This is a genomic window from Trichocoleus sp. FACHB-46 (assembly GCF_014695385.1).
Taxonomy (GTDB): Bacteria; Cyanobacteriota; Cyanobacteriia; order FACHB-46; family FACHB-46; genus Trichocoleus.
Window position 1 is genome coordinate 95,814 of record NZ_JACJOD010000011.1, and the last position, 15,057, is coordinate 110,870.

At 50.1% G+C, this 15,057-nt stretch carries 12 protein-coding genes; 7 read left to right on the forward strand and 5 right to left on the reverse strand.

Annotated elements, in window-relative coordinates; genetic code table 11:
• Positions 1-63: 63 nt before the first annotated feature.
• From H6F72_RS07005 to H6F72_RS07025, 5 genes are all read right to left on the reverse strand, one after another.
• The gene (locus H6F72_RS07005) at positions 64-1,869 is read right to left on the reverse strand and encodes a proline--tRNA ligase (RefSeq protein ID WP_190433158.1); all 1,806 of its coding nucleotides are present in this window, start codon (positions 1,867-1,869) and stop codon (positions 64-66) included.
• Between the two features lie 42 nt (positions 1,870-1,911).
• Positions 1,912-2,838 carry a hypothetical protein gene (locus H6F72_RS07010; RefSeq protein ID WP_190433161.1) on the reverse strand — a complete coding sequence of 309 codons (927 nt, stop codon included), beginning with the start codon at positions 2,836-2,838 and terminating at the stop codon, positions 1,912-1,914.
• A gap of 210 nt (positions 2,839-3,048) precedes the next feature.
• The gene (locus H6F72_RS07015; RefSeq protein WP_190433163.1) at positions 3,049-3,936 is read right to left on the reverse strand and encodes a hypothetical protein; all 888 of its coding nucleotides are present in this window, start codon (positions 3,934-3,936) and stop codon (positions 3,049-3,051) included.
• Positions 3,937-4,257: 321 nt separating this feature from the next.
• Positions 4,258-6,180 (reverse strand): molecular chaperone DnaK, encoded by a 1,923-nt coding sequence (dnaK, locus tag H6F72_RS07020; RefSeq protein WP_190433173.1) that lies wholly within the window; start codon positions 6,178-6,180, stop codon positions 4,258-4,260.
• Between the two features lie 359 nt (positions 6,181-6,539).
• A complete protein-coding gene (locus H6F72_RS07025) occupies positions 6,540-7,151 on the reverse strand; it encodes an Hsp20/alpha crystallin family protein (protein ID WP_190433176.1) in 612 nt (203 codons plus the stop codon).
• A gap of 200 nt (positions 7,152-7,351) precedes the next feature.
• Here H6F72_RS07025 and dusB point away from each other — a divergent pair, with 200 nt between their 5' ends.
• The 7 genes from dusB to H6F72_RS07060 all read left to right on the forward strand — a co-directional run bounded on the left by dusB (position 7,352) and on the right by H6F72_RS07060 (position 15,047).
• Positions 7,352-8,419 carry a tRNA dihydrouridine synthase DusB gene (gene dusB / locus H6F72_RS07030; RefSeq protein ID WP_190433178.1) on the forward strand — a complete coding sequence of 356 codons (1,068 nt, stop codon included), beginning with the start codon at positions 7,352-7,354 and terminating at the stop codon, positions 8,417-8,419.
• A gap of 149 nt (positions 8,420-8,568) precedes the next feature.
• Complete coding sequence (locus H6F72_RS07035; protein WP_190433186.1) at positions 8,569-10,743, forward strand: GAF domain-containing protein; 2,175 nt, start codon at positions 8,569-8,571, stop codon at positions 10,741-10,743.
• 88 nt (positions 10,744-10,831) lie between these two features.
• Entirely contained in the window at positions 10,832-11,227 is a 396-nt protein-coding gene (locus H6F72_RS07040; RefSeq protein WP_190433187.1) for a response regulator, read from the forward strand.
• A 149-nt stretch (positions 11,228-11,376) separates the two neighbouring features.
• Positions 11,377-11,763 carry a hypothetical protein gene (locus H6F72_RS07045; RefSeq protein WP_190433188.1) on the forward strand — a complete coding sequence of 129 codons (387 nt, stop codon included), beginning with the start codon at positions 11,377-11,379 and terminating at the stop codon, positions 11,761-11,763.
• A 254-nt stretch (positions 11,764-12,017) separates the two neighbouring features.
• Positions 12,018-12,941, forward strand: coding sequence for an ornithine carbamoyltransferase (argF, locus tag H6F72_RS07050; RefSeq protein WP_190433189.1), 924 nt, complete (start codon positions 12,018-12,020; stop codon positions 12,939-12,941).
• A gap of 109 nt (positions 12,942-13,050) precedes the next feature.
• Positions 13,051-13,668 carry a transcriptional repressor LexA gene (lexA, locus tag H6F72_RS07055; protein WP_190433190.1) on the forward strand — a complete coding sequence of 206 codons (618 nt, stop codon included), beginning with the start codon at positions 13,051-13,053 and terminating at the stop codon, positions 13,666-13,668.
• 104 nt (positions 13,669-13,772) lie between these two features.
• Positions 13,773-15,047: an MFS transporter gene (locus tag H6F72_RS07060; RefSeq protein WP_190433191.1), complete on the forward strand. Its 1,275-nt coding sequence runs from the start codon at positions 13,773-13,775 to the stop codon at positions 15,045-15,047.
• The last annotated feature ends 10 nt before the right edge of the window (positions 15,048-15,057 follow it).

Consider the following 15,057-nt stretch of genomic DNA (forward strand, 5'->3'; position numbering starts at 1 on the left):
AAGGAAGGAGAGCCAGAGTCAAAGCCCCTCTCCGCGTCGGGGAGGAGTTGGGGAGGGGTCTTGCTAGGAGCAGGCGGCGTTTACCCATTGCTGAATCGTAGACACCACTTCGGTAAGTGGGAGTTCCTGAACTGTTTTGGTTGACCGTTGCACCACTTCCACTTTGCCGTCTTTTATCGATTTGCCTGTGACGATGCGGTAAGGAATTCCAATCAAGTCAGCATCTTTGAATTTGACCCCAGCTCGCTCATTCCGGTCATCCAGTAAGGTGTCGATGCCTGCTTGGTTCAACTCAGAGTAAAGCGTTTCAGCCGCTTTCACTTGCTCGGCATCATTCACATTAGGAATCACCACGATCGCTTGGTAAGGCGCGATCGCCACAGGCCAAATAATGCCATCTTTGTCGTAGGATTGCTCGACCGCAGCTTGAGCCACACGAGAAACGCCCACGCCATAGCAACCCATGATCAACGGTGCTTCTTCGCCTTGCTCGTTGGTGTAGGTGGCTCCCATCGCCTTGGAATACTTGGTGCCGAGTTGGAAGATATGCCCCGCCTCGATGCCACGAGCGCTTTGCAGCGTTTGGCTAGGGTCATGCACCGCGCGATCGCCGAGTTTGGCTTTTCGCAAATCGACCACGAGTTTGGGCAACTGGAACTGATCGCCCCAATTTGCCCCCACTACGTGATAACCAGATTCGTTGGCTCCGGTGACAAAGTTTTTCAGCTCGGCTACGGTCGGATCAACCAACCGCAAAAACTTAGGTGCTAAATTCTTCTCAGAGTGGATGTAGGTATCGGCAATATCAGGAGCAATGTAACCCAAAGGCAATGCTTGAGTCGCCCACTTAGCTTGAGCCGTAGCATCTGGAACGGTGAGCGCGATTACAGTTTTGGCTCCGAACTGCCCTGCTTGCCGCACCAGTTCGTTCTGCAGTTTGACCTCGTTTACTTCCTGGTCACCACGAATGTTAATCAGAACCAAGACGGTAGTGCCATTGTCATAAACCGCTTGGTACAAGACGTTTTTGACGATTTGGGTAGGGGAGCACTTGAGGAACTGACAGAGCTTGTCGATCGTGTCCGTGCCCGGAGTTTCACGCTTCTCGTAGGTTGTGAAAGCCGAAGGTTCAGCATCCGCAGGCAACGACACAGCTTTCTCTACGTTGGCCGCGTACTTGCCATCTTCGGTGTAGAGCACCTCGTCTTCGCCCGCTTCCGCTAGAATCATAAACTCATTGGAGCCAGAACCCCCGATCGCGCCAGAGTCTGCTTCCACAGACCGGAAAGCCAACCCACAGCGCCGGAACATATTGCTATAAGCCTGGTGCATGGCCTGATAGGTTTCTTTCAGGCTGTCCTCAGTCGCGTGGAAAGAATAGCCATCCTTCATGATGAACTCGCGCCCCCGCATCAAGCCAAAGCGAGGCCGAATTTCATCGCGGAACTTGGTCTGAATTTGATAGAGATGAGTAGGCAATTGGCGATAGGAGCGAATCATCTCGCGAGCTACCGTGGTGATCACCTCTTCATGGGTGGGGCCGAGTCCCATTTCCCGCTCTTGGCGATCGACCAACGAAAACATAATGCCTTCGGCCTTGGTGTAGGTATCCCAGCGCCCCGATTCTTGCCACAACTCAGCAGGTTGCAATTGCGGCAATAAGCATTCCTGTGCTCCCGTCGCGTTCATTTCTTCGCGCACAATTTGGGAGACTTTTTGCAGCACTCGCCACATCAGCGGTAAATAGGCATAGATCCCGCTACCAATCCGCCGGATATATCCTGCCCGCAACAACAATTTATGACTGGGGATTTCCGCTTCCGCCGGATCTTCCCGCAGTGTGACAAAGAGCATTTGAGACAGGCGCATAGGTTCCCCTTCCAGACCGGAGATTATTATCTCATTAACCGCTCAGACGTAGCTGCCCTCTAAGCAAAAGCGATAACAAACGGCGATCGCAGAATCAGCAGTACCGTTCATCGGGCAGGTATGAGTGGCACAAATGCCACAGTTGGCTTGGGTAGGCAAAATTAACTCAGTGGCAGGATAAAGGCTAATCCCTTGTGTAATAAAGGCTTGCGCTTCCAATTCCGCGATCGTGTTGCAAATTAAAATTGCCTGAGTGATGCCTAGCGCCGTTCTATCCGCATTGATTTGGCGGAGCGTTTGGCTAAAACTTTGGCTGTCCTCACGGACTATAACCAACACCTTCTGCGGCAAGCTTTGAAAACCTACAGGCTTGGTTTCAGAGAAATAATCTTTGTATTGCAGGGAGACGGTGCCGTCTGGGTAGCGCAGCGTGCGGATGTAGCGCAGAAACGGGATGGAGAACTGCCCTGTTGCATCTAAGGCGTACCACCAAGATTTATGCGAGGCTTCGTAGGACAGGTGCAAAATTTCCTGTGCTTGCTGCGGCCCAAATCCGACTTTTGTTAAAAGCGCGATCGCCTGAGCTAGAGAAACGTTGTGAGCTAGTGTCAGGGTTTCTGACTCGCATTTGGAGTGTTTGCTCTGGCTCGTTTTAGTCTGGTGGCGATAGGGACTATGGCACGATTGGGCTTCCTCTGAAGGCGTTACAGGGGGCGAATCTGCCAAGACACATTTCACCGCCTCAAAGTGAACCACCGCATCCGCAGTTTGTTGATCCTGCAAAGGAATCCCGATTTCTGCGCTGACTTCGCCAATCTCCTGGGGTTGTGCGATCGCAGGCAAACAGTTCGTTAACAGTGACTTGAGAACCTGTGGATCAGCGATCGCCAAGGCAATCTGGATTTGGTCATGGAGTGGCGTGGCGGGTAGATGCTCAGAAACAGGATAAAACAGAGGGTGATTTGGCATGGAGAGAAACCCAACTCTGCGATCGCTGACAAGCCTGAGCGCTTTCCCCTCAGAATCAACCTGTCGTGGTTAAACCTCCAAGTATCTCTAACTTCAAAATAGAAACTCGCTTTTCTCTGGATTGTCTTAAGAAATTAGGTCAGGGCCAATAGTGGCGATCGCCAGCCAATCCTTCCTTGAAAATCCCTTCTTGAAAACCCCTTCTTGAAATCAGTACTTGAGCCGTAAAGACCAACAACCCAATGCTCCTAGGAGCAGCAAACTCATGACCGAAGTAGGCTCAGGAATAGAATTAGGGTCAGTGCTACCTGGGGAAGGGAGAATTGGCGGTTCGGATGGAGTACCGGGACCAGAATCTGGATTGGTGGAGTTAGTTTCAAAAAATGCGAGTCCTGAGACGCGAGTAAAGCCTGTATTCCCAACCAAAGTCGCCGCCGCAGTTTGCGGATTTAAGGTGTACAGGGCGTTATTTACGGCAGCGTAGAGGGTGCCATTGGGAGCGAAAGTTAAGCCTGCTACAAAAGAACTGTCTAAGCCCGGATCACCAATGAAGGTGCTGGCTCCTGTCGCGGGGTCAATCGTATATAAATCTACTTGGTTTTGGCTAAGACCAAAGAGCACGCCAGTTGGGTCAAAGGCCAAACCATCTAGGCTGGGAGTCAAGCTGTCGCGGGGTGTAATTTGAGTAGAGCTAAGTCCCGCAAGATTAAAGCTAAACAACGTTCCGGTGGGTCCAAAGCTGCTGGTCAAGAAACCAGTGCCATCTTTGCGAAAGGCCAACTCTCCTTCCCCGTCTTCTTTAACGCCAACATCAAAGGTGTTGAGAGTCTTGGCAGTCAAAGGATCGAGTTGCAGAATCGTACCGCTCACTTGATCGTAGGTGTAGAGATTGTTGCCGTGGGTGGCTAAACCAAAAGGAGAGGCTCCTAAAGCTAATTGGCTAACCAGAGTACCTTGACCCGAATCGGGGTCAATTTGAATCAGCTCCGAATTCAGGGTTGTGCCGTACAGAGTTAAGCTTTGGGCTGGAGGTGCAATCGCTAAGGCGATCGCTGTTGTGCCGATCGCACCTATTACTAATTGATTTGGCCAATTCATTGCATTTCTGCCTCCAGCTACCCTGTAATGGGATGCTCACCGTAACTGACTGTCGGCTGGCTGAAGCGTTTTCAGCTCAACTCTTTCAACAGTGATGACAATGAGCGATCGCCCTCTTTAATTAACGCTGGTTCCGCAAAATTTGCCAGTAGCAGTCAACACAAGCGCAGCTTAATAGTGCGCCAAGCAGACCGTCAAACGGGGCGCTAAACAAAAAGGTCTGATAGAGCAGAAGCGAGAGAAACCTCTCATGCTACCTGAAACTATCAGACCCTAGGTTGTACAGATCTAGCGATTCGTTAAAGTTGACGAATCAACTGCTTATTTGGTTTCCGAGAACTCAGCGTCGATCACGTCATCGTCACCACCGCCAGTGGGACCACCAGTGGGGCCAGCATCAGGACCAGGTGCTCCAGTTGCACCATCAGGAGCTGCACCACCACCTGCTTGCTGGTAGATGTTGCTACCAATGCTGTAGAGAGCTTGTTGCAATTCGGTCGTGAGTGACTTCATGCGATCGTAGTCTTCCTGGCTGGAAGCTTCCTTCAGGTCTTTGATCAAACCTTCAACCTTGGTCTTGTCGCCTGCAGGAACTTTGTCGCCTAGCTCACCCATTTGCTTCTCAGCTTGGTAAGCTAAGGAGTCAGCTTGGTTCTTGAGGTCGATTCTCTCGCGTCGCTCTTGGTCAGCTGCTGCGTTTTGCTCAGCTTCGCGGACCATGCGCTCGACATCATCCTTGGGTAGGGTAGAAGCTCCAGTGATGCTGATCGACTGTTCTTTGCCAGTACCCTTGTCCTTAGCGCGAACATTCAGGATACCGTTGGCATCAATGTCGAAGGTGACTTCGATTTGAGGCACGCCACGAGGAGCCGCAGGAATACCGTCTAGACGGAACACACCCAAGTCTTTGTTGTCGTTGGCCATTTCCCGCTCACCTTGCAGGACATGAATTTCGACGTTGGTTTGACCATCGACCGCAGTCGAGAAGACTTCGGACTTCTTGGTAGGAATGGTAGTGTTGCGAGGAATAATCTTGGTCATGACACCGCCCAAGGTTTCCACACCCAGAGACAGCGGGGTTACGTCGAGGAGCAAGATGTCCTTGACTTCACCTGCAAGTACACCTGCTTGAATCGCTGCACCAACCGCTACGACTTCATCAGGGTTAACGGTCTGGTTGGGGTCTTTGCCCAGCACGCGCTTCACAATTTCTTGTACCGCAGGAATCCGGGTAGAACCACCCACGAGTACTACTTCGTCGATCGCGCTCTTGTCGAGTTTGGAGTCACGTAGAGCTGCTTCAACGGGAATGCGGCAGCGATCGATCAAGTCTGCACACAGTTCTTCAAACTTGGCGCGAGTCAGGGTCGTGTCGAGGTGCTTCGGACCGTCTTGAGTCGCGGTGATGAAGGGCAGGTTGATTTCTGCTTGGGTGACGCTAGACAACTCAATTTTGGCTTTCTCAGCAGCTTCAGTCAGGCGCTGGAGAGCTTGCTTGTCTTTGCGGAGGTCGATGCCTTCAGCACTACGGAATTGGTCAGCGAGCCAATCTACGATCTTCTTATCGAAGTCGTCACCACCCAGGTGGGTGTCACCAGAGGTCGCTAGTACTTCAAAGACACCATCGCCCACTTCTAGGATGGAAACGTCAAAGGTACCACCACCCAAGTCAAAGACGAGAACGGTTTCGTTGCTCTTGCGATCGAGACCGTAAGCCAAGGAAGCAGCCGTCGGCTCGTTGATGATCCGCAGCACTTCCACCCCAGCGATTTTGCCAGCATCTTTGGTAGCTTGGCGCTGGGAGTCGTTGAAGTAAGCAGGAACGGTGATTACTGCTTGAGTTACTGTGTCACCTAAGTACTTGCTGGCATCCTCGATCAGCTTCCGCAGAACTTGGGCAGAAATTTCTTCAGGCGCAAACTGCTTGCCCTGAGCGGGAGAGTCGATTTTGACGTTGCCGTTGCCGTTGAGGACTTTGTAGGAAACTTCGGTGAGTTCGTTTGATACTTCGTCAAAGCGACGACCGATAAACCGCTTCACTGAGTAGAAGGTGTTTTCGGGGTTCATCACGGCTTGACGCTTAGCGATTTGACCCACGAGGCGATCGCCATTCTTTGCAAAGGCGACAACCGACGGGGTGGTGCGGAAGCCTTCTGCATTTGCAATCACAGTAGGCTTGCCACCCTCCATCACCGCAACACACGAGTTTGTCGTGCCTAAATCAATACCAACAACTTTTGCCATAAAATTCTCCGGCTCTATTCAATTCAATACAAAAGACTTAGCGATTTCAGAGGCCAAGTTTGGTTAGAGGTGGGGCAGGGTGAGACCTGAACTGGAGTTTTGTCGGCAGCTAAGCTACTGTGTGACGCCAGACCAGACTAACCGCACTAATCTCTATACTGCTTGTCCTTGGCCTTTCTCTTGAAGGGGTATTTACCGAACCTGGATGGTCGGTTCTGGAGAGATGGCTTCGTTTCTGCCCCTTTTTAGGAAGAGAATCCGAGCCTTGGGGGCACTCGCCCCCAAACCCCCGCTGAGGGACGGCTGCGTCCCCCAGACCCCCTCCAGAAGGGGTTTTAAGGTAGTCTGAAGGTTACTGTTTAGGCAGTAGGGTTTTCAGACCAGACATCTGAGGTGAGTTCAAGGATGCTTTCAGCTACCGGGGCTTGAGTGGGAGCTGAAGTTGGAACGGTTTCGGTAGTCTCAGGGGCTGCTGTTAAGGAAGTAGCGGATTCGGTGGTGCTTAAGTTGAGTTTTACAACTGCTTTTTCAGGGGCTACTTTTGGCAAGGTGAGGGTGAGAATGCCGTCTTTGAGTTCTGCTTGAACTTGGTCATTCTGCACAGGAACTCCTAGGGGAATTACGCGACGGAAGTTGCCGTAGCGAAACTCAGAACGGAAGTGGCCTTGCTCGTCAGTTTTCTGCTCGGAGCGATATTCGCCTTGGATAGCGACAGCTTCACGGCTGACTTGCACGTCTAGATGCTCTGCGTCTACGCCAGGAATTTCGGCGCGTAGGATTAGTGCGGCTCCGATATCGTTGAGTTCGATCGCGGGCATCCAAGCAGCACTCCTTTCTCTAGGGCCAAGCTCTCTAGGTTTGACCAGGGCTGAGTCAAAATTGATATTGGAAATCTCGTCAAAGAGTTGGTCAAGTTGGCGACGGACAATGTCGAACTCACGTCGAGGTTGCCAGTGGATTAAGGTTCTCATGGGCTTAGGAGCATTGCTTGGGTTCCGATGTTTCTACTGTAGGCAGCAACACTTCAGGCCGCATTCAGGGGAACCGTAAGCTCAGAGTCGTGTTTGCCGCCTGCTTCAGGAATTATCTAGAAAGGAGCGATCGCTTGTCCAAACCCAATGGGTTAGCTCAGTTTTATACAATATAAAAACTTAGAACTTACCTGCTTGTAATGGTTTCTCTGTCTCCCAGTCTGAAGTCCCGTCTGTCCAGCCCGCTGAAAATTGGTTCTTTTACAGTTAATAGCCGGGTGCTTCAGGCTCCACTATCGGGGGTGACGGATCTGGTGTTTCGGCGGTTGGTACGGCGCTATTCTCCTGACTCGATGATGTATACCGAGATGGTGCAGGCGAGCGGACTTTGCCATGTGAAGCACCTGCCCAAAATTATGGAGATTGACCCTAATGAGCGCCCCATTAGTATTCAACTGTTTGACTGTCGCCCGGACTTTCTAGCAGAGGCAGCGCGGATGGCCGTCGCAGAGGGAGCGGACACGATCGACATCAACATGGGTTGTCCGGTGAACAAAATCACGAAGAATGGGGGTGGTTCTTCGCTGTTGCGCGATCCTCAAACGGCAGAGGCGATCGTGCGGACGGTGGTGCAAGCAGTGAATGTACCTGTGACAGTGAAAACCCGCATCGGCTGGACAGATGAGGAAATTAACATTCTGGAGTTTGCCGAACGTTTGCAGGATGCTGGAGCGCAGATGTTAACGGTGCATGCGCGGACTCGTGCCCAGGGCTACAACGGCTCTGCTAAGTGGGAGTGGATTAGTCGAGTCAAAGAAAAGCTGTCGATTCCAGTGATTGCCAATGGCGATATTTTCTCGGTGGAGGCAGCGGTGGAATGCTTAGAGCAGACTGGGGCAGATGGGGTGATGTGCTCGCGTGCCACGATGGGCTACCCCTTCTTAGTGGGAGAGATTGATTACTTCCTCAAAACTGGCACTGAAAAATCTGTGCCGACTCAGATAGAACGGCTGCAATGTGCGCGGGAGCATTTACAAGCACTGTGGGAGTACAAGGGCGATCGCGGCATTCGGCAAGCTCGCAAGCATATGACTTGGTATGTCAAAGGCTTTGCTGGGGCGGCTGAGCTGCGCGGTCAGTTGTGTCTGATTGAGACGGTACAGCAGGGGTTGGATCTATTGGATGGCGCAATCGCGGCTTTTGCTGAGTTGGAGCCTGACACGGCAAAACTGGCAGATGCCCTTCCCCTAATTTCTGTGGTTGCTTAGCCGAAAACCGTTAAATATCAAGTAAATATCAAGCGGTTGAGACAGTTGAGTGTGCTGTTGCAAAAGTCAGAATTGGTGGAACCCTAAATTTATAAAGCTTTTTTGCTACACAGCTTTTTTGCCACTGACTAACTTCGCCCTAACTTAAGATGAAACAGCCAGAGAGCAGTTTTAGAGAGGAAATAGAGCCATCCCTGCTGGCTCAAGGAACTCTACTAAACCGGATGACCAACCGCATCCGTCAGTCTTTGGAATTGCCTGAAATCCTGGCTGCAACTGTGGCAGAAACGCGCTCGTTTCTAGGTACTGATCGGGTCAAGGTTTATCGGTTCCACCCAGATGAAAGCGGTGAAGTCATTGCAGAGTCTATTTACCAACAGCGATTACCTTCTTTGCTGGGGCTAAACTTTCCAGCGGACGACATTCCCCCTCAAGCCCGCGAAATGTTTGTCAAAGCTCGGCAGCGAGTCATTGTTGACGTGCTGAGTCAGCAAGTGAATGTGAGTTGGTTAAATAGCCCCGATACCGCAGAGGATTTGGCTGCTATTGGGCTTCTCCAGCGTCCTGTTGATCCCTGTCATGTCGAATATTTGACTGCGATGGGCGTTCAGTCTTCGCTGGTTGTGCCCATCTTGCATCACCAACAACTGTGGGGTTTGTTAGTTTCCCACCACTCTGAACCCAGAGTTTTCTCGGCGACAGATCTGCAAATTTTGCAGATGGTGGCGGACCAAGTTTCGATCGCGATCGCTCAATCTAATCTGCTAACCCAGGCCAGAGAGCAAGCAGCGCGCGAGGCAATTGTAAACCAAATTTCTACCTTGCTACATGCGCCGCTCAGTATTCAAGCAATTCTGCAAATTGTCCTCCAGCGGGTAATTGAGGCGGTTCAGGGTTCGGGCGGCAGATTGTTTTTGGCGGGCACTGAAGCTACTGCTGGCGGCCATCTCTATGCTTATGGTACGCAACCCCAATTGCCTGACGCTGCTCAACCTTTAGATTTAGAGGCAAGCAGTTTTTGGCAGGAGTTAATGGACGGCCAAACTAAACCTGTACAGCCAGCATTACTGTTATCTCTGCTCCAACGATCGCCTCTAACTAAATCTGCGATCGCTGCTTCTCTAACTCCAGACCTGATGGAAATCACGGAAGAAGCGCAACCCGTCGTTTACCCAGCCATCCCTCATATCTGTGCGATCGCCGACTTGTATCAGGAACCAAAGCTAGCTGCACTACAAACCGCTTTTGCGACCAGTCGGATTCGTAGCATTCTGATCATGCCCCTGCGTTATGGGCAGCAATCTTTAGGCTGCTTGAGTATTTTCCGCGATGAGGTTGATACAGAGAAAGCGTGGGCCGGACACTGGGACTCCGATGAGCGGCAGCAACGACCCCGACAGTCCTTTGAAGTTTGGCGAGAATTGAAGCAAGCCCAAGCTCAGCCTTGGTTGGAAGGAGAAACTGAGCTAATTCGCGCCCTAGGCACGCATCTGTCAATGGCTGTGATGCAGAACCGCTTGTACCAGTACGAACGAGAACAACGGCTCCTGGTGGAAATGCGTAATCAGGAGTTACATACGGCACGGACCGTTGCAGAGGAAGCCAGCCGTTTGAAGTCTGATTTCCTCTCCTCTACCAGCCATGAACTACGCACACCTTTAGCCTCAACACTGAACTATTTGAAATTGCTTAAAGAAGGATTTTATGACAATGAAGAGGAATTAAAAGAATATATTCAAGTGGCTTACCAGTCTGCCGAAAATTTGGTTGATATCATCAACGATGTTTTGGATATTGCCAAAATTGAAGCAGGTCGAATGAACATCAATTTGGAAGTGGTTCATCTACCAACACTGTTACAAGAAGAGCAGAATTTATTCAATTTAGATAGCCGTCGTAAAGGAATTGCATTAATCGTTGAATGTGAAGTGGACAACGTTTATGCCGATAAGATCAAGCTTCGACAAATATTAACTAATCTGGTTTCCAATGCCCTGAAATTTACTAGTCAAGGAGAAATTCACATTCACGCGGTGAAGAAAACAGATAATTCCTCTCAGAGCAAGATTGGTCAAATTGTGGAAGTTTCTGTGACTGACACAGGTATTGGTATCGACTTAGAGAAACGAGATTTATTGTTTGAGCCTTTTGTGCAAGCCGATGGCTCGATTAAGCGGCGCTATGGGGGGACGGGCTTGGGTTTGACCATTAGTAAGCGTCTCGTAGAGCTGATGGGCGGCAGAATTTGGATTGATAGTGCTGGTAAAGATCAAGGGACTCAAGTAAGTTTTACTTTGCCCCATATGGATACGCTCAATCCTTAGAAATTGGCTTAGCTGATTGCGATCGCTTTACTAATTAACCGCTCTGATTGCTAATAGATTTAACGATTCAGGCAAAGGAACACAAACCTTGAATATTTTGCTAGTTGATGATGACCAAGTACTAGCTAAAGGAACCGCTAAATTAATTCAGCGTTTAGGTGGTCATCAAGTCTACATTGCTGACGATCCGGTCGAGATTTTCTATCGATGCCAAATCGGGGCAGTGGATTTAATCTTGATGGACGTGAACTTACCTGGAGCTCAATGGAAAGGGCAAGCGGTGAGTGGCGCGGATTTAGCTCGTTTGCTGAAAAATCATTCCCCTACGGCTCATATCCCAATTATCTTAGTCACTGCTTATGCCATGCTGACTGAGCAAGAAGCACTTTTGGTTACATCTCAAGCGGATGGTTTTTATACAAAACCTATTACAAATTACGATGCCCTTCTGAATGCGATCGCCCAGCTCTGCGGCACTAACTAATTGAGTTGTTAATTCATCTAACCTAGGTGAATTAATGCTGATTCATATTTAGGAAGAGAAAGTTTTGCTTGGAAATTCTCAATAGAATCGCTGAAATAGTTGTTTTAAAATAGTGATTAAAACTAGCCACTATAAAATAGAAGTTTCCGATGTCTAAGATTGCGGTGTTGGATGATGATCAACAATGGGGATTCGCAATTAAACGATTTTTTAGAAATGAGTTTGATGTATCTAACTATGTAGATGTTTATAGCTTCTTGCCCAAAGCCCATGAGTATGATCTGGCGATCGTCGATTTTTCCATTCCACCCGCCAGATTTGAAAAAAACATCAATGGCTGTGAGTTAATTTGCCAGCTAAAAAACGATTTACTCGATCCGCCTGTGCTAATCCTAGCCACTGGATTTTTGAGTCAACATGATTTGGAGGCTGGTAAAGCCCTTTGCCCGCAAGCCGATGGATTTCTAGTCAAAGATATGGGTTTAGAAGCAATCCTGGCGCAAATCAAGCAATTTTTAGCGGCTAATCGTTCGTGAAATCATTACTCATTTAGTCGAGTAGACGGGTTATCTGAAGCCGAGAAGATGTCGATATCGCGATCGCCCCTCAACCTGGAAATTGGGCTCTGCACTTGGATTGCTATATCAAGGTTTGCTGGCTAGGTTATCTCTTGAGGATCTGGTAGGGTTTTAAGACGGCCTCTCTGGTAGGCCGCTTAGGGTAGCCTTGTCGGTTGCCTACGCTTGTTTGTAAGCATCAAAGCATTTTGCTTCAGTTAAAGAGGGGCAGCATGGAGGCAATGAAAGGACGGGATCTCCTAAGTTTGGCGGATCTCACCCCAGACGAGGTGCAAGGGCTACTGGATTTGGCAGGACAGATGAAGGCGGGCAAAGTCGCACCGCACTGTCCCAAAGTTTTAGGGTTGCTGTTCTATAAAGCCTCAACGCGGACGCGGGTGAGCTTTTCGGTTGCCATGTACCAACTAGGGGGACAAGTCCTAGACCTAAACCCAAACGTGACTCAAGTCGGGCGAGGAGAACCGCTGGAGGATACAGCGCGCGTTCTAGATCGCTATCTCGACATCATGGCGATCCGGACGTTTGAGCAGCAAGACCTTGAAACATTTGCCCATCATGCTCAGATTCCCGTGATCAATGCCCTGAGTGATTTGGAGCATCCTTGCCAAATTTTGGCGGATTTACTGACCGTTCAGGAAACGTTTGGTACTTTAGCGGGTCTGACGTTAACCTACTTAGGAGATGGCAACAACGTGGCCCATTCTCTCCTATTGGGTTGTGCCTTAGTTGGAATGAATGTACGAGTAGCCACACCCCCTGAATACAAGCCTTTACCCGCAATTGTGGAACAGGCCAAAGCGATCGCCGAAGGTCGCTCAGAAGTGACTGTCACTCATGATCCAGAAACAGCCGTCAAAGCTGCTCAAGTACTCTACACGGATGTCTGGGCCAGCATGGGCCAAGAAGCAGATGCTGCCTCTCGCATTCCTATCTTTCAGCCGTATCAAGTGAATGAACCCCTGCTGAGCTTAGCGGACCCCAAGGCGATCGTTTTACATTGCCTCCCAGCGCACCGGGGAGAAGAAATTACCGATGGCGTAATGGAAGGCGAGCAGTCCAAGATTTGGGACCAAGCGGAAAATCGTCTTCATGCTCAGAAGGCATTGCTGGCTAGCTTGCTAGGAGCCGGTGCGTAGGCGATCACAAGTTTATTTGGCTCAAGATTTGGCTCAGGGCTAGACAGACGAGAATTGTGATGATACAAATGTTCTATGGGGTGAGAATAATCAACCACCTAAAATTTTTATGGAACGCCTCACTGAAGCCCAACAGCAACTTTTCGACTGGTTATTAGAGTATATCCGTCACCACCACCATTCGCCGTCCATTCGGCAGATGATGCAGGCGATGGAGTTGAAGTCGCCCGCTCCCATCCAAAGCCGCTTAGAGCACCTGCGCGCTAAGGGATATATTAGCTGGACCGAGGGCAAAGCTCGGACAATCCGGATTTTGCAAGCGGATACCCAGGGTGTACCTATTCTAGGCGCGATCGCTGCTGGTGGCTTGGTCGAGCCGTTTACGGATACAGTGGATCGCTTAGATCTGTCTAATCTTCTGCTGCAACCTCAATATTTCGCGTTGCGAGTCACTGGCGACAGCATGATTGAAGCGCTGATCGCTCCTGGTGATGTCGTGATTATGAAACCTGTCGCCGATCCTAAGTCTCTCAAGAACGGCACCATTGTCGCCGCGATGGTGGAGGGACATGGTACGACTCTGAAGCACTTCCATCGCAAGGGCAGCAAAGTGACGTTGAAGCCTGCGAATGTGAAGTATCCACCAATTGAAGTGTCTGCTAGTCACGTACAGGTGCAAGGCTCACTGGTTGGTGTTTGGCGCGGTCTTGAGACGGCTCTCGCTTAATTTTGTAACAGCTCCCTACAATCAATGAGTGCTTGAATCTTCCTGTGGCATGATTGTCAGACTGCGACAGGAAGGCTCTGTTGTGGGAGGAATTCTAACTAACTGTGAAAGCGACTCAATCTGTGCTGCAAGTATTTCAAAGCCGCAAAATGGCTGCATTATTGCTGTTGGGCTTTGCTTCTGGCTTGCCATTATTTTTGACTAGTAAAACCCTGCAAGCTTGGATGACGGTGGAAGGAGTCGACCTGAAGTCGATTGGCCTGTTTAGCTTGGTAGGCTTACCGTACTCTCTAAAGTTTCTGTGGTCCCCTATTCTCGATCGGTTTATCCCACCATTTCTAGGGCGACGACGAGGTTGGTTAATTTTGACCCAAGGTGCATTGCTGCTGGCTATTGGCGCGATGGCGTTGCAAAACCCTGCTCAAGCTCTGCAACTGTTGGCGCTGAATGCTCTGATCATTGCTTTCTTCAGTGCCACCCAAGATATTGCGTTTGATGCCTACCGCACAGATGTGCTGGAAACCCATGAAATGGGAGCAGGGGCAGCGGTAGCGGTGTTGGGATATCGCATTGCTCTTTTAATCACTGGTTCCTTAGCCCTGATTTTGGCAGATCGGATTCCTTGGCCCACCGTTTACTTGTTGCTGGCAGTGCTAATGGCAATCGGAATGATAACAGCGCTTTGGGCTCCAGAACCCGTGTTGCGCGATCGCCCTCCCGATTCTTTAGCAGATGCTGTCAGGTTGCCCTTCATTGAGTTTTTTCAGCGGCTCGGGGCAGTGCGAGGCGCTTTGATTCTGGTGTTCATCGTGCTCTACAAGCTCGGAGACGCCCTCGTCAATAATATGTCTACCCCATTTTTGCTGAAGACGGGTTTCACCCAGACCGATATTGGCGCGATTCAGGGAGGAATGGGGCTGCTGGCAACCATTGTTGGGGTGTTAGCAGGAGGTGCGGTCCTTAGTAAATTGGGCATTAACCGCTCCCTCTGGATATTTGGTGGGCTACAAGCGGTTAGTAACTTGGCCTACTTAGGGCTATCCCAGGTTGGTAGAGACTACTCGTTTATGGTGGTCGCAATTAATATCGAGAACTTCTGTGCAGGATTAGGCACAGCCGCTTTTGTCGCTTTCTTGATGAGCCTCTGTAACCAACGGTTTTCGGCGACGCAGTTTGCCCTACTTTCCAGCCTCATGGCGGTTAGTCGTGACATTTTGGTGGCACCCGCAGGTGGGATTGTGGAAGCAACAGGTTGGCCTTTATTCTTTACGCTATCGCTGGTGGCAGCGTTACCAGGTTTATTACTTTTACCTGTTTTTGCGCCTTGGAATGCCAAAGTTGAGGCGGTAAATGCTAATGGAGAGGACGGAGACGATTAGCTGTATCGGT

Excerpts from the sequence above, each read along its gene's own strand:
- H6F72_RS07005 (WP_190433158.1), bottom strand. The coding sequence starts at position 1,869 with ATGCGCCTGTCTCAAATGCTCTTTGTCACACTGCGGGAAGATCCGGCG.
- H6F72_RS07010 (WP_190433161.1), bottom strand. The coding sequence starts at position 2,838 with ATGCCAAATCACCCTCTGTTTTATCCTGTTTCTGAGCATCTACCCGCC.
- H6F72_RS07015 (WP_190433163.1), bottom strand. The coding sequence starts at position 3,936 with ATGAATTGGCCAAATCAATTAGTAATAGGTGCGATCGGCACAACAGCG.
- dnaK (WP_190433173.1), bottom strand. The coding sequence starts at position 6,180 with ATGGCAAAAGTTGTTGGTATTGATTTAGGCACGACAAACTCGTGTGTT.
- H6F72_RS07025 (WP_190433176.1), bottom strand. The coding sequence starts at position 7,151 with ATGAGAACCTTAATCCACTGGCAACCTCGACGTGAGTTCGACATTGTC.
- dusB (WP_190433178.1), top strand. The coding sequence starts at position 7,352 with ATGGTTTCTCTGTCTCCCAGTCTGAAGTCCCGTCTGTCCAGCCCGCTG.
- H6F72_RS07035 (WP_190433186.1), top strand. The coding sequence starts at position 8,569 with ATGAAACAGCCAGAGAGCAGTTTTAGAGAGGAAATAGAGCCATCCCTG.
- H6F72_RS07045 (WP_190433188.1), top strand. The coding sequence starts at position 11,377 with ATGTCTAAGATTGCGGTGTTGGATGATGATCAACAATGGGGATTCGCA.
- argF (WP_190433189.1), top strand. The coding sequence starts at position 12,018 with ATGGAGGCAATGAAAGGACGGGATCTCCTAAGTTTGGCGGATCTCACC.
- lexA (WP_190433190.1), top strand. The coding sequence starts at position 13,051 with ATGGAACGCCTCACTGAAGCCCAACAGCAACTTTTCGACTGGTTATTA.